We start from the raw sequence: 13298 nt of genomic DNA, 5'->3' as shown, positions 1-13298 counted from the left end.
AGAAGCTGGACGGCACCGGCAGCATCCGCACCGATGTGCTCGAGAAGTGCGAAGGGATTCCGGTACAAGACCTGGAACCGCGAACCGAGTGCGCGGAGCGCGGTCTCGCTGTCGGGTAGCAGTCCTACCAACCACGGCAGAGCCACTCACTTGCGGTGGCGCGCAGTGGCCAGCGGCATGGCAAGAGACAACGGTGTGGCATCACGCGACTGCCGGTGGGCATCGTCGTAGGTGAAGGTGGTGTTGCCGGCCGCCGTCTGGGCGAACGTCCCGATCGGAATGCTGTCCTGGTAGGCGCGCAGCTCCCTGTCACTCACCAGCGGACCTCCTCCGACGACAGCGATCGCAGGGCGACCTCGAATCCGAGGGCCTGGAACAGATCGAACAGCTTCCCCGCCTCGACCGTCGCCTTTCCTGCCTCGACATCGGCGACGAACGAGCGCGACACCACCGCCTTCTCGGCGAGAACGGACTGGTTCCAGCCGCGATCCTCGCGCAGTTCGCGGACGACGACTGCGGCCTCACGCACCGTGAACACAGCAGGCCCTCCTCACACAGATGTAGTCGTACGGCGACATCGTACTGTGTCGCCGTACGGCGACACGACACTGTCGGTCACACCTCAGGCTGGTCAGGCAGGTGCGGACTCCGTCTCGGCGCAGGTCCGGGACGCCGTTTCCGCCTCACGTTCGGCGGCGACCCGGCGCAGGTGATCACGCGTCCCGGCGGAGACCGAGGACCCGACCCCCAACTGCTCCAGGGTGCGCACGGCGCCGTCCATCTCGGCCGCACGCCTCCGCGCGTGCAGACGCTGACTGCTCACCAGGTCCTCGACGAGTGTCCGCCCCGGCGTCGTCGAGTCGAAGGTCCCGATCACGGAATCGGCCACGACCTCCTCGATCCCGAGGGCACGGGCCGCCGTGAAGCTCTCGACGAGCGAGGCCTCCAGAGCCTTCATCACGACGCTGCGCAGCACCTTCGCGCTCGAGGCGACACCCGCCTCCGCATGCAGGTCACGGGTGTTCGTGAAGCCGAGTGCGACAGCGGGGAACGCCTCCGTGTCACCGGAGAGCAGCAGCGGCACACCCATCCGGAAGACCGGCACGGTGTCCATGATGCTCGCGTCGACGAACCGGGCACCACGCGCCCGGACGGCCGCGGCGATCCCCCGGATCACCTCGGGCGTCGTCGCATTGAGGTCGACGACGACGGCACCCGGTTCCACCGACTCCGCGATCCACCCGCCGACGGCCTCGGCCTGGTCGGCGACGACGGAACTGAACACGATGTCGGCACCGGCGAGCGCCTCGGCGGCGGAGTCGACGAGCTCGATCCCGGCCGCCGCGCACTCGGCGCGGTAGCCGGGGTCGTAGGGCGGACGGTGCCGCCGGCCGGCGGTGTACCCGCGGATCGTCACCTCCTCACCCGTGGCCCGGACGTGCTCCCGGATCCCGGACGCGAAGATCCGGGCGACCTCACCGGCGCCGACGAAGGCGAGTCCGCTCACGCCAGGAACTCTTCGAGAGCCCGGTCCATCGGCTGCTCGCCGTCCCAGATGTCGAACTCGCGGTTCACGGTCCGGGGATCACCGAGGACGAGGGCGATGAAGCCGGCGACGTCCCCCCGGATCGTCTTCACCCCGCGGCTCGTGCCGGAGTCGACGCTGAGGTTCCCGGTCGCCGGGTCGTCGAGCAGCGCACCGGGCTTGACGATCGTCCACGGCAGGTACGAGGCCTTGAGCGCGTCGTCGGCGATCCGCTTGCCGTCCCAGTAGGCGGTGAAGATCGCATCGGTGCCCTCGGCGACGGGGTTCTGCGCGCCGACGAAGCTGATCTGCACGAACCGCACGGCCGTGCCCTTCGACTCCTGGAGCGCGTGGGCGGCCTGGATCGACTTCACGGACCCGGCCATGTCCATCGAGAACTTGCGGAAGGCGTCGGACCCGCCGCCGGCACCGGCCGCGTAGATCACGGCATCGGCGTCACCGAGCGCCTCGGTGATCTCCGCGATCCCGGCCACCTCGACGTCGCACACGACGGTGGTGCCGCCGGCCGCCTCGACGTCGGCGGCGTGGTCGGGGTTGCGCACGAGGTTCCGGACACCGACACCACGATCGGCGAGGATCCGGGTGAGGAGCAGGGCGATCTTCCCGTGGCCGCCGACGACGGCGACGGTCTGCGGGTAGTCGGTGGACACGTTCTCAGGGGCTGCGCTGGTCTCGGTCATGCCCCCAGACTCCCACTCCACCGGCCACAGTCAACGGATGTTCGCTGTGGACGGAGTCCCGGTTCCGGCCCCGAGGCGCCCCGACCACGGCCGCCGGGCCCGCGCTTCACAACTCGCCGGTCACCATCGTCGAGACACCGACCCCCAGCACCCCGCGGCGGTCGGAGAGCTCGTCGTGCACGATCCCGCCGTGGCCCGGTGTCGCGATCGCCTGGGCGTCGAGCAGGATCCAGTCGCCCTCGGGGTCGCGGTCGAGCGCCACGTGCATGTCACAGTTGACATACCGGTACTTCCGCGTGTCGACGGGCAGGCTGATCCCGCCGGCGGAGTCCGCGAGCACCAGGAGCTTCTCCCAGCCACTCGTCTCCCGGCCCTGCACCAGCGGCACCAGGCACCGCCCCCACACGAGCGCGGGCGCCAGCGTGCCCGGACCGCCGGAGACCCAGCGCCACTCGACGGCCGAACCGTACCCCTCCTTCGTGGCGTGCGGGTTGAAGTTGAGCGCCTGTGCGTCCAGGTCCTCGGGGCCGGGGAAGGTCTCACCGCCCCGGAGGGTGGCACCCGCGGCACGCCCCAGCGCCCGAGGCGCCCCGTCCTCCCCGACCCCGTCACCCGGCGCCGCGACCTCCCGGTGCCCGGTGACGACCGGGTAGGTCTCCGGAGCCCGGCGGATCCGCCAGGCGCGCACCTGCACGGCCGGGCGGTCGGGACGGTCCGTCGGCGCGGCGGTCGCCTGGAGGAGGTCCATGGTCCGGCCGCCGCGGATCACCTCGGTCGTGACGGTGAGCGGGGCGACCGGGATGGGCCCGAAGATGTCCATCTTCACGTCGGCCAGACGGAAGTCGGCGGGCATGTCGTGCCGGGAGATGCAGTGGGCCAGGAGGGCCGCCGGGGGTCCGGCGTGCTGGTGTCCGGGGTCCCACATGCCGGTGGTGCACCGGTGGGTCTCGACGAGGGTGGTCGTCGTGTTCGCCGCCTCGTCGCGGGACTCCTCGAGGACCGTGTAGAAGGCCCGGTCGTCGGCTTCCGGTGTCGCGGCACCGGCCTGTGCGTCTGTCATCGAACATGCTCCTTCGCGCAGGTCCCGCTCCGTCACGGGCCCACGGTTCACCTTCGCCGGATCCACCGGTTCTCGCAAGGTCCGCATCCCGTCCGCGAGACACGAGCCGCTGTCGAGGCGCCCCGCCCTACCCCTCCCGGCGCTCGGGGTGCAGGTCCTCGTGGTCGACGTGGGCCGGGCGGTCGAACTGGAAGGTCGAGTGGTCGATCGCCAGCGGGAAGTGCTCGCCCAGACAGGTCTGCAGGTCGTGGAGGATCTCCGGTGCGTGTCCGTCGTGGAAGCACTCCTCGTCGAGGACCACGTGGGCCGTGAGCACCGGCAGGTTCGAATCGATCCGGGTGACGTGGAGGTCGTGGACCTCGCGCACGTGCGGTCGGTCGAGGATGTGGTCCCGGATCTCCTGCACGTCGACCTCCGGCGGGGTCGACTCCAGCAGGATCGACACGGACTCCCGGAGGATCCGCCAGGCCCGCGGCAGGATGATGAGCGCGATGAGCAGACCGGCCACCGGGTCCGCCCGCTCCCAACCGGTCGTCCAGATGACCACGGCGGCGAGGATGACGGCGATCGATCCGAGCGCATCGGCCGCGACCTCCAGGAAGGCCGCCCGCATGTTGAGCCCGGAGTTCCGGCCCGAGGCGAGCACCAGGAGTCCCACGATGTTCGCCGCGAGCCCGAGGACACCGAAGATCAGCAACTCGGGCCCGGGCACCTCGGGCGGGGCGAACAGGCGCCGCGTGCCCTCGACGAGGGAGTAGAGCCCGACGACGGAGAGCAGCGCGGCCTGGGCGCCGGCGGCGAGCACCTCGGCGCGCCGCAGTCCCCAGGTCCGCCGATCGCTCGTGGGCCGCAGCATGAGGGTGACCGCCGTGAGGGCCATGCCCAGACCCAGGACGTCGACGAGCATGTGCCCGGCGTCCGTGAGCAGCGCGAGCGAGCCCGTGAGGACGGACCCGACCACCTCGGCGACGAGGACGACGAGCGCGACCCCGAAGGCGATCGCGAGACGACCACGCGGGGCACCCGCACCGTGCGAGTGCCCCGCGTGGGAGTGGTCGTGGGCCATCCGCGTTCCTCTCGGTCGTCATATGAGTGAGCGCTTATATGCGCGGACACTCATATGTTAACGCGGAACCGTCCCACTGGTCAGGGGGTCAGGACTTGTCGACGGACGTCCCCGCTCCCGAGGCGCCCGCTCCCGTGCCACCGGTCGAGCCACCCGTCGCCGCCTTCACCATCTCGGCGAGGTCGACGCCCGTGGTACCGCGCAGCACCTCGAGCGTCGAGGCGAGGTTGCTCGACATGCTCTTGGCGAGTTTCGACTCCCCGTCGGTCGAGACGATCGACGGGTCCTTGATGTTGCCGTAGGGCTCCACCAACTTCCCGGCCAGGTCCGGCAGGGTGCCGAGCACCTCGGAGAGCACCGCGGCGTCGTCGTACTGCCGGTAGGCGGCGGCCTTCTTCTCCAGGGCCGACGCCTCGGCCTCACCCTTCGCGGCGATCGAGGCGGCCTCCGCCTCACCCTCGATACGCAGCGCCTCGGCCGCACGCTCACGGCGGTAGAGGTCCGCCGAGGCGCGTGCCTGCTCGCGCTTGTCGATCTCGTAGGCCTCGGCGGCGGGATCAGCTGATCGAGGTGCCGAAGAGCAGACCGAGGATGTAGGTGATCCCGGCGGCGCCGAAGCCGATGGCCAGCTGGCGCAGGGCCCGGGGCGCCGGGGCCTTGCCGGAGAGCAGACCGGTGACGCCACCCGTGAAGAGGAGCGCGATGCCGACGAGCACGCAGGCGACGACGACCGCGGTGACACCCTCCAGCCCGATGACGTAGGGCAGGATCGGCACGATCGCGCCGGAGGCGAAGAAGCAGAAGGAACTGCCGGCGGCCCCCAGGGCCGTGCCGAGCTCCGCGTGCTCGCCGTCCTTGGCCACGGGCGCCTCGCCGGCGGATCCCTCGACCGCGGTAGTACCGGCGGACCCGGCACCCCGGGAGACGAAGGCGTGCCGCGCCCGCTTGCGCACCGCGCCGTCGGGCGAGTGCACGGCCCTGAGGTAGGAGACCGCGGTGGACTCCGCCTCGTCCTTGGGCATCCCGCGGGCACGGAACACGAGGGCGAGCTCGTTCGCGTCGATGTCGAGGTCGGCGAGCACCTTGCGGGTCTCCGGATCGGGATGCGAGGCCTCGACGAGTTCTCGCTGGCTGCGCACCGAGATGAACTCCCCGGCCGCCATCGACATGGCACCGGCGAGGAGACCGGAGATGCCCGTGAGCAGGATGAGACCCGGCGCCATCCCGGCCGCGCCGACACCGAGCACGAGCGCGAGGTTCGAGACCAGGCCGTCGTTCGCGCCGAACACCGCGGCGCGGAAGTTGCCGGAGAGCTTGGCACGCTTGCGAGCGGCGAGCGCCCGGACGACCTCGGCGTGGATCTTCTCGTCGGCGGCCATCGCGGCCGAGGCGTACTCGTCCGCGTCGTAGGGCGAGCGGGTCTCCGACTGCTGGGCGAGCGCGAGAACGAACACCGTGCCGAAGATCCGTCCGAGGAACGCCAGGATGAGGGTCGCCGCTTCCGGGTACCGGCGCTGCTCGGCGTACTCGCCGAGGAGTTCGCGCCAGTAGGTCTGGTGACGCGCCTCGGCATCGGCCAGGCCGAGCAGGATCTCCTTCTCCTCCGGCTTCTTCGTACGTGCCGCGAGCGAGCGGTAGACCTTCTCCTCGAGCACCTCGTTCGCCAGGTAGCGCTGCCAGCGCAGGACGAGCTTGGCCGAGGGCTCTTGGGGAGCCGGGCGGCGTTCCGGGGTCACGTGCTGTGTACTCACGCGTTCCACGGTAGGCCGCGGACGGCCTCGAGATCAATACTTGCGCAATTGCTTAAGTGAGAGATTCACCTCCGGCCGGGTCCAGGAATCCTCACCCCACTTCGAGCCGGAAGCTCAGGACGTCGCCCGGCGCCATGGGCGTCGACACCCGGGCCGGCTCCAGGCACACGAACCGCGTGAAGGCGTCCGGAGTGGTGTCTCCCAGGCCCGTCGCGGGGTTCCACATGACGACATCGGACCCGTCGGCGACGACCCGCAGGGTGCGGGACCCGTCGACGACATCGAGGTCCCTCTCGAAGGGCGTCCCGAGCTCGCGGACGGTGTCGATCCCCTCCGCGGGGTACACCCGCGGGCCGATGGCCTGGTCGAACATCGGGTCGTCCGCACCGTTCGGGATCCCGTAGACGGTCACGTGACGGTGGTCGCCGACGAGGAAGTAGGTGTGGAGCGCCGCGGTCACCTCTTCCGGGGCGTCCGTCCCGGCCCAGGCGTCCGCCTTGTGCTCCAGCTGCACGGTGAGACCGGTGTCGACCCGCACCGTGACCAGTGCCGCCGCCCCCTCACGGGTGTAGGCGAAGCGGACGGCCGCCTCGGTGTCGGTGGCCCGGAAGGCGTCGAGGATCCACGAATCGATCCGCGCCCATCCGTGCTGCGGCTGCGCGCGCGGGCCGAACCACGGCCAGCACACGGGTACCCCGCCACGGATCGCGGTGGAGCCGTCGAGCGCGGCCCGCGAGGACAGGAAGAGGGCGTCGTCCCCGCCGGTCGGCCTCCAACTGAGGACCTGCGCCCCGAAGGGGGTGACGAAGGAGGAGCCACCGGGCCCGTCGAGGCGCAACACGTCGAGGTCCCCAAGCGACCCGGCGAGCACCCGGGTCCCGGCCGCGGCGTCCTCCGCGAGCACCTCGGGCGCGGGGGTGTGGTGGTCGAAGAGCGCCTGCAGATCGGCGGTCGTGTAGTGCGGGGTCCGGGGCGTCGGCGGGCCGGCCGCGACGTCGGTGGGAAGGTCCGTGGGCACTGCGTCGTCCGTCATGCCCCGAGTATCCGTCAGAACGACCGATGTGCGGCGCCCCGGCGCGGTATTTCCCGCTGCACCCGGGGCAGAATCCCGCGAGCCGGACATGTGTTCCGCGAGTCGGACAACCGAAGGCCCGACCGGGACAATGGCGGGTATGACCCCCAAACGCTTCTTCGCCGTCTTCGCCATCGGAGAGGCCGTCACCTGGGCCCTCCTCATCGCCGGGATGGTCCTCAAGTACGGCACCCGCACGACCGACGCCCTCGTGAGCATCGGCGGCGCCCTCCACGGCTTCATGTTCCTCGCCTTCGTCGTCGCGACTCTCGTCGTGGGCCTCAGCCAGGGTTGGAAGTGGTGGGTCACGCTACTGGGCGTCCTGTCGGCGATCCCACCCTTCTTCACCATCCCCTTCGACTGGTGGGTCACGAAGTCCGGTCGACTCGACGGCGGTTGGCAGCTCGCCCCGGGCGGCCCCGACTCCCGGGAGCCCCGCACCGCCCTCGAACGCGCCGTGCGCTGGTGCTTCGGTCACGCCCTCCTGGCCGGCCTCGTCCTCGCCGGCCTCGTGGTCGTCGTCTTCGTCGCCCTCATGATCAGCGGCCCGCCGGTGTGACGAAGGCCCTGTGAGCGAGACCCTGCTTTCCGGGGGATGCCAAAGGTACGCACGGCACACCATTGGCGTACCCTGGAGGGCATGGAGAACTCGCTCGTCCTCATCGATCCGGCCACCGGCACCCATCGGATCGCCGATCCCACGGGCACGCACCTGCGTGTCGACGACCTGGCCCCGCACCGCGGCGACGGCATCTTCGAGACCGTGCTCGTCACGCTCCACGAGGACGGCACCCATCTGCTCCACGCACAGGACCCCCACTTCACACGCTTCATCGAGTCCGCGCGGATCCTCGAGCTGCCCACCCCGGACGCGGACTTGTTCCACACCGCGATCGACGCGCTGCTCGCCGACTTCCGGGCCAAGAACCCCGGCATCACGTCGCTGTCGGTGCGTTACTCCCTGTCCCGCGGGCTCGACACCCCGACCGCCTGGGCGATGACGATCCCGCTCGACCCCGCCTACACGGATCTGCAGCGCACCGGCATCCGCATGGTGACCGCCGACAAGGGCTACGACGCCTACCTCGGCGCGCACGCCCCGTGGCTGCTGCTCGGCGCCAAGACCCTGTCCTACGCGACCAACCAGGCCGTCGGCCGCTACGCCAAGCAGCAGGGCGCCGACGACGCACTGTTCGTCTCCCACGACGGGATCGTCCTCGAGGGCCCCACCTCGAACATCATCATCCGCCGCGGTGACGAGCTCGTGACCCCGGATCCCAAGGCAGGTCTGCTGCACGGCACCACGCAGCGCACCGTCTTCGAACGTGCGGGCGAGGCCGGCCTCATGACCACCTACGGCGACATCACCGTCGAGGACGTCTTGACGGCCGACGGTGTGTGGATGCTCTCCAGCGTGCGCATGGCCGTGCCGGTCACCGCCCTCGACGGCGCGGACCTCACGGTCGACGCCGAGCTCACCGAGCGCTTCACCGACTGGATCCTGCACCCCGCCTGATCGCGCCCGTGCCCCGCGGATCCCACCCTGCCTGATCGCGCCCGTGCCCCGCGGATCCCACCCTGCCTGATCGCACCCGGGTCTAGGCTGGGGCCATGAAGGCCCTCATCACGACCTTCGGGACCCGCGGGGACATCCAGCCCTACGCCGCGCTGGCGGGTGAGCTCGCCCGTGCCGGTCACCAGGTCGTCCTCGCGACCCCGGACCAGCTGGCCGACCTCACGCCGGACGTCACCGACGCCCCGGGTTCGATCACCCTGCACTCCTCGGGCACCCGGATGCTCGGGCTGCTCCAGGACGTCATGCCCGATCCCCGCGGTTCTCTCGCTCCCCCTGCCCTTCTACACCCCGACCGCCGCGTACCCGGCACCCTTCTTCGGCGACGCCTCCTTCGGGGCATGGGGAATCCGGGCCAGCTACCGCGTCGCACGGATGGGCAACGTCATGTACGCCGGGATGCTCAGCGAGTTCCGCGAGAGGATCGGCCTGACCGGGAAGGTCGGACGGTTCCAGGACCCCCTCGTCGCCCCGGACGGATCCCCGGTCCAGGTCCTCTACCCCTACAGTCGCCACGTCCTCCCGGTCCCCGCGGACTACCCGGACTCCGCGCACGTCACCGGCTACTGGTTCCTCGACGAGCCGGATACGGGAGCACTCTCTCCCGAGATCGAGGCCTTCCTGGAGGCCGGACCTCCTCCGGTCCACGTCGGCTTCGGGTCCATGGGGTTCGGCAAGGGTGCCGACGCACGCCGGACGGCCGTCCTCGACGCCTTCGCCGAGACCGGACTGCGCGGCATCGTCGCCACCGGATGGGGCGGGATCACCCCGGGACCGGCGGCGCGGGGTCGACGGCCGCCGGCCTGCGCGCCGGACGACCCACCCAGATCGTGCCGTTCCTGGGCGACCAGCCCTTCTGGAGCGACCGGGGCCACGAACTCGGCGCCGGACCGCCGCCCCTGGCCCGCGGCCGGTTGGGTCGGGAGCTCGCGGGGCGCCTCGGACGCCTGGTCGGTACCCCGTCCTACGACGGGCGCGCCGCCGAGGTGGGCGAGCGGATCCGCGCCGAGGACGGCCCGGGCACCACGCGCCGGATCCTCGAACGGATCGCGGACGCGTGACCGACTGTGCCCCGTGTAGCACCGACCCCGACGCCCCACCGACTAGAGTTCGTGCCAAGACGTCCCCCATTCCACGAGGAGAGCACATGAACTCCGGCAAGATCGCCTGGCAGGTCATCGGCGTCGGTGGCGCCGCCCTGGCCGCCATCGCCACGAAGAAGGCCCTCACCTTCGCCTGGGAGAAGGGCACCCACCGCCCGGTCCCCTCGGCCAAGCACGATGACGACTCCTCGCTCGGCGAGGCGCTCGCCTGGACCGTCGTGTCGACCGTCGGCGCCGCCGTCGTCCAACTGGTGATCCAGCGGTACGCCGTCCGCTCCGTCCGCGACAAGTGGGGCGACGCCGCACTGCCCAAGAAGCTGCGCGGCACCAACGGCTTGGCAGATCTGGACTGAGTCCGACGCCGCCCGAGCCCCGGCACCCCACCGACAGACCTACCCGGAAGTCACCTCGGCGGCGGCATTTCGCACAGTCGCGATTGAGCTAAATACCACGGAACCGTGCGTGGAGGCCCGTAACCCGGGCTTCCCGCACGGTTCTTTTAACAATCGTTCAGACGCCGGATAGACTCCGATCGAATGGCACACGTGTACCCGGCGCCCCTGTGGCGTCGTCGGTCGAGGGTGTGCACGACCAGCATGACGCCCCGCTCCCCCGGGGCCCGACAGGAGGCCTTCCACGCATGAATGCCCTGCAGATCGTCGCGATCGTCATCGGTGTCGCCGCGACCATCGGCGGCTGGAGCATGTTCGTCTGGCGGATCACGCGGTTCGTCCAGTTCTTCAAGCTCGGCGCCGCGACCCTGGCCGGTGAGCGCACCGGGAATCCCGGTGCCCGTACGGTCACGCTCATCCGCGAGTTCCTGGGCCACACCCGCATGGCCCGCCTGCCGATCGTCGCGATCGCGCACTGGTTCACCATGATCTCCTTCGGTGTCCTCGTGCTCACGCTCGCGCAGGCCACCATGCAGCTGTTCGACCCGCACGCGGTGCTGCCGCTCATCGGCCACTTCTTCCCGTACGAGTGGGTCACGGAGTTCTTCGCCGTCACCGGTCTGATCGGCATCGTCGTGCTCATGGTCATCCGTCAGCGGAACCTGCCCAAGTCCCCGGAGGACCGCGGCTCCCGCTTCGCCGGATCGAACTTCTGGCAGGCCTACTACGTCGAATTCACCATCCTCGGCGTGGCCCTGTGCATCACGCTCCTGCGTGCCCTGGAGTACGTGCTCCAGTCGGAGGCCGGATACGCGAACCTGATCCTCCACTTCCCGCTCACCTTCTGGCTCGGCGAGCTCTTCATGGGCATGTCGACGGGTGTGGTCGAGGGCCTCATCGTCGCGATCGCCCTCGTCAAGATCCTCATCTCCTACGCCTGGATGGTGACGGTCGCCCTCAACGCCACGATGGGTGTCGCCTGGCACCGCTTCCTCGCGTTCTTCAACATCTGGTTCAAGCGTCACCCCGAGGGCGAGACCTCGCTCGGCGCCCTCCAGCCGCTGTCCGCCAAGGGCAGGGCCATCGACTTCTCGGACGAGGAGATGATGGAGGACGACGAGGTCATGTCGAGCCTGGGCGTCGGCAAGGTCGAGGACTTCTCCTGGAAGGGTCTGCTCGACTTCACCACGTGCACCGAGTGCGGTCGCTGCCAGTCGCAGTGCCCGGCCTGGAACACCGAGAAGCCGCTGAGCCCGAAGATGATGATGATCAACCTCCGGAACCACGCGCACGCCAAGGCGCCGTGGCTGGAGGCCGCCGAGAAGGCACAGGCCGCCGCGACCCCGCCGGCCCCGCTGCCGGAGGACGCGGACAAGAAGGCCACCAAGGCCTGGCAGAAGGAGATGGACGCCTACAACGCCGTCTCAGACCCGCACGAGAACCTCGACCTGCTCGGTACCCTCTCGGAGTCGCAGCAGGCCGAGGCGCTGCGCCCCCTCGTCGGTGCCCAGGACATCGAGGAGCTCGCCGAGCTCGGTGTCATCGACCCCGACGCCCTGTGGTCCTGCACCACCTGCGGTGCCTGCGTCGAGCAGTGCCCCGTCGACATCGAGCACGTCGACCACTTCGTCGACATGCGCCGCTACCAGGTGCTCATCGAGTCGGCCTTCCCGACCGAGCTCGGTGGCCTGTTCAAGAACCTCGAGCGCAAGCAGAACCCCTGGGGCATGTCCGCCAAGAAGCGCATGGCCTGGGCCGAGGGTCTCGACTTCGAGATCAAGCAGGTCGGCGCGGACGTCGAGGACCTGGGCGAGATCGACTACCTCTTCTGGGTCGGTTGCGCCGGTGCCTTCGAGGACCGTGCCATGAAGACCACGCAGGCCGTCGCCGAGCTCCTGCACACCGCGGGCGTCGACTTCGCCGTCCTCGGCAACGGCGAGTCCTGCACCGGTGACCCCGCCCGTCGTGCCGGCAACGAGGTGCTCTACCAGACCCTCGCGCAGGCCAACGTGGAGACGCTCAACGAGGCCAAGGCCCGCAAGATCGTCGTCACCTGTGCACACTGCTTCAACACGATCGCGAACGAGTACCCGCAGCTGGGTGGCAAGTTCGAGGTCGTCCACCACACGCAGCTGCTCAACCAGCTCGTCCGCGAGAAGCGCCTGACCCCGGTCGCCCCCGCGGAGCCGGCCAAGCAGCAGACGCCCGTCACCTACCACGACCCCTGCTACCTGGGCCGCCACAACGGGATCTACACCCCGCCGCGTGAGCTCATCGGTTCGCTGCCGAACGTGGAGTACAAGGAGATGGAGCGGTCGCAGGAGCGGTCCTTCTGCTGCGGCGCCGGTGGTGCCCGCATGTGGATGGAGGAGACCATCGGCTCCCGCATCAACGTCAACCGCACCAAGGAGGCCGTGGCCACCGGTGCGGAGCAGATCGCGGTCGGCTGCCCGTTCTGCCGCGTGATGCTCTCCGACGGCCTCACCGCGGAGCAGTCCGAGGGCAACGCGAACGAGGGCATCGAGGTCCTCGACGTCGCCCAGATGCTGCTCGCCGGTGTGCGTCGCGGCCAAGGTGGCGGCGGCACGACGCCGGAGCCCGAGCCCGCAGGAGTCTGAGTCCGGTCCTCGGGGCACCGTCCCCGACGGGCTGACGCCGACCACCGACACGAAGCCCCCGGTCCGATCGGACCGGGGGCTTCGTCGTGCCCGTGACGCGGCGGGGCCGGAGTTCCGCGGTGCACACTGGACGTATGAGTACCAACCTGACCGCATCGGAGTTCCGGATGAACGTGAACGGGATCATCGAACGCGTCGCTGCCACGGGAGAACCCGTGCAGATCGAGACCCGGCAGGGCGAGGTTCTCCAGTTGAGTCGCGTCTGTCGCGGCAGTCGATTCGCAAACGTCGTACCCATGCCGTCACTGATGGTCGTCGACCCGGAAGATCTGGTGAGCACCGACTGGTCGGTCGAGTCGGGCGGGAGCGCGGAGCCTTTCCCGACCTGACTCTCTGGGGTTGAAACACTCTCTGGGACTGAAACGACATCACGGCCG

At 70.0% G+C, this 13298-nt stretch carries 14 protein-coding genes and 2 pseudogenes; 7 read left to right on the top strand and 9 right to left on the bottom strand.

Features of this window, described 5'->3' with window-relative positions:
- Positions 1 to 14 precede the first annotated feature (14 nt).
- The 9 genes and pseudogenes from AAD496_RS01185 to AAD496_RS01145 all read right to left on the bottom strand — a co-directional run.
- Positions 15 to 317: pseudogene (locus tag AAD496_RS01185) on the bottom strand (HipA N-terminal domain-containing protein); the annotation flags it as partial.
- Positions 314 to 538 carry a helix-turn-helix domain-containing protein gene (locus tag AAD496_RS01180; protein WP_349826791.1) on the bottom strand — a complete coding sequence of 75 codons (225 nt, stop codon included), beginning with the start codon at positions 536 to 538 and terminating at the stop codon, positions 314 to 316. The gene AAD496_RS01180 and the pseudogene AAD496_RS01185, both read right to left, overlap by 4 nt.
- A gap of 93 nt (positions 539 to 631) precedes the next feature.
- The gene (locus AAD496_RS01175; RefSeq protein ID WP_349826790.1) at positions 632 to 1507 is read right to left on the bottom strand and encodes a DUF1932 domain-containing protein; all 876 of its coding nucleotides are present in this window, start codon (positions 1505 to 1507) and stop codon (positions 632 to 634) included.
- On the bottom strand, positions 1504 to 2226 hold the full coding sequence (locus AAD496_RS01170; protein ID WP_349826789.1) for an NAD(P)H-binding protein: 723 nt from the start codon (positions 2224 to 2226) through the stop codon (positions 1504 to 1506). The genes AAD496_RS01175 and AAD496_RS01170 overlap by 4 nt, the downstream gene beginning before the upstream one ends.
- A 106-nt stretch (positions 2227 to 2332) precedes the next feature.
- The gene (locus AAD496_RS01165) at positions 2333 to 3286 is read right to left on the bottom strand and encodes a thioesterase family protein (RefSeq protein ID WP_349826788.1); all 954 of its coding nucleotides are present in this window, start codon (positions 3284 to 3286) and stop codon (positions 2333 to 2335) included.
- Positions 3287 to 3413: 127 nt separating this feature from the next.
- On the bottom strand, positions 3414 to 4352 hold the full coding sequence (locus tag AAD496_RS01160; protein ID WP_349826787.1) for a cation diffusion facilitator family transporter: 939 nt from the start codon (positions 4350 to 4352) through the stop codon (positions 3414 to 3416).
- 88 nt (positions 4353 to 4440) lie between these two features.
- Positions 4441 to 4821: a flotillin domain-containing protein gene (locus AAD496_RS01155; RefSeq protein ID WP_349826827.1), complete on the bottom strand. Its 381-nt coding sequence runs from the start codon at positions 4819 to 4821 to the stop codon at positions 4441 to 4443.
- A gap of 88 nt (positions 4822 to 4909) precedes the next feature.
- Complete coding sequence (locus AAD496_RS01150) at positions 4910 to 6103, bottom strand: VIT1/CCC1 transporter family protein (protein ID WP_349826786.1); 1194 nt, start codon at positions 6101 to 6103, stop codon at positions 4910 to 4912.
- A gap of 91 nt (positions 6104 to 6194) precedes the next feature.
- Positions 6195 to 7136, bottom strand: a complete 942-nt coding sequence (locus AAD496_RS01145) for an aldose epimerase family protein (RefSeq protein ID WP_349826785.1) — start codon at positions 7134 to 7136, stop codon at positions 6195 to 6197.
- Between the two features lie 139 nt (positions 7137 to 7275).
- Between AAD496_RS01145 and AAD496_RS01140 the strand changes: the two genes are divergently transcribed.
- The 7 genes and pseudogenes from AAD496_RS01140 (at position 7276) to AAD496_RS01110 (ending at position 13250) form a co-directional block, all read left to right on the top strand.
- A complete protein-coding gene (locus AAD496_RS01140; protein WP_349826784.1) occupies positions 7276 to 7734 on the top strand; it encodes a DUF3817 domain-containing protein in 459 nt (152 codons plus the stop codon).
- An 81-nt stretch (positions 7735 to 7815) separates the two neighbouring features.
- A complete protein-coding gene (locus tag AAD496_RS01135) occupies positions 7816 to 8691 on the top strand; it encodes an aminotransferase class IV (RefSeq protein WP_349826783.1) in 876 nt (291 codons plus the stop codon).
- Positions 8692 to 8786: 95 nt separating this feature from the next.
- Positions 8787 to 8897: pseudogene (locus AAD496_RS01130) on the top strand (glycosyltransferase); the annotation flags it as partial.
- Between the two features lie 603 nt (positions 8898 to 9500).
- The gene (locus AAD496_RS01125; protein ID WP_349826831.1) at positions 9501 to 9809 is read left to right on the top strand and encodes a glycosyltransferase; all 309 of its coding nucleotides are present in this window, start codon (positions 9501 to 9503) and stop codon (positions 9807 to 9809) included.
- A gap of 86 nt (positions 9810 to 9895) precedes the next feature.
- Positions 9896 to 10204, top strand: coding sequence for a DUF4235 domain-containing protein (locus AAD496_RS01120; RefSeq protein ID WP_349826782.1), 309 nt, complete (start codon positions 9896 to 9898; stop codon positions 10202 to 10204).
- A 287-nt stretch (positions 10205 to 10491) separates the two neighbouring features.
- Positions 10492 to 12861: a heterodisulfide reductase-related iron-sulfur binding cluster gene (locus AAD496_RS01115; protein ID WP_349826781.1), complete on the top strand. Its 2370-nt coding sequence runs from the start codon at positions 10492 to 10494 to the stop codon at positions 12859 to 12861.
- A gap of 134 nt (positions 12862 to 12995) precedes the next feature.
- On the top strand, positions 12996 to 13250 hold the full coding sequence (locus AAD496_RS01110; protein ID WP_349826780.1) for a hypothetical protein: 255 nt from the start codon (positions 12996 to 12998) through the stop codon (positions 13248 to 13250).
- Positions 13251 to 13298 lie beyond the last annotated feature (48 nt).

This window comes from Brevibacterium litoralis, assembly GCF_040212315.1.
GTDB lineage: Bacteria > Actinomycetota > Actinomycetes > Actinomycetales > Brevibacteriaceae > Brevibacterium > Brevibacterium litoralis.
Note: the sequence above shows the minus strand (reverse complement) of the source record. Positions and strands in the feature narration are given on the sequence as shown.

Bases quoted from the DNA above. Each gene is read 5' to 3' on its own strand.
- AAD496_RS01170 (WP_349826789.1), bottom strand. From the start codon at position 2,226: ATGACCGAGACCAGCGCAGCCCCTGAGAACGTGTCCACCGACTACCCG.
- AAD496_RS01165 (WP_349826788.1), bottom strand. From the start codon at position 3,286: ATGACAGACGCACAGGCCGGTGCCGCGACACCGGAAGCCGACGACCGG.
- AAD496_RS01160 (WP_349826787.1), bottom strand. From the start codon at position 4,352: ATGGCCCACGACCACTCCCACGCGGGGCACTCGCACGGTGCGGGTGCC.
- AAD496_RS01145 (WP_349826785.1), bottom strand. From the start codon at position 7,136: ATGACGGACGACGCAGTGCCCACGGACCTTCCCACCGACGTCGCGGCC.
- AAD496_RS01140 (WP_349826784.1), top strand. From the start codon at position 7,276: ATGACCCCCAAACGCTTCTTCGCCGTCTTCGCCATCGGAGAGGCCGTC.
- AAD496_RS01135 (WP_349826783.1), top strand. From the start codon at position 7,816: ATGGAGAACTCGCTCGTCCTCATCGATCCGGCCACCGGCACCCATCGG.
- AAD496_RS01125 (WP_349826831.1), top strand. From the start codon at position 9,501: ATGGGGCGGGATCACCCCGGGACCGGCGGCGCGGGGTCGACGGCCGCC.
- AAD496_RS01120 (WP_349826782.1), top strand. From the start codon at position 9,896: ATGAACTCCGGCAAGATCGCCTGGCAGGTCATCGGCGTCGGTGGCGCC.
- AAD496_RS01115 (WP_349826781.1), top strand. From the start codon at position 10,492: ATGAATGCCCTGCAGATCGTCGCGATCGTCATCGGTGTCGCCGCGACC.
- AAD496_RS01110 (WP_349826780.1), top strand. From the start codon at position 12,996: ATGAGTACCAACCTGACCGCATCGGAGTTCCGGATGAACGTGAACGGG.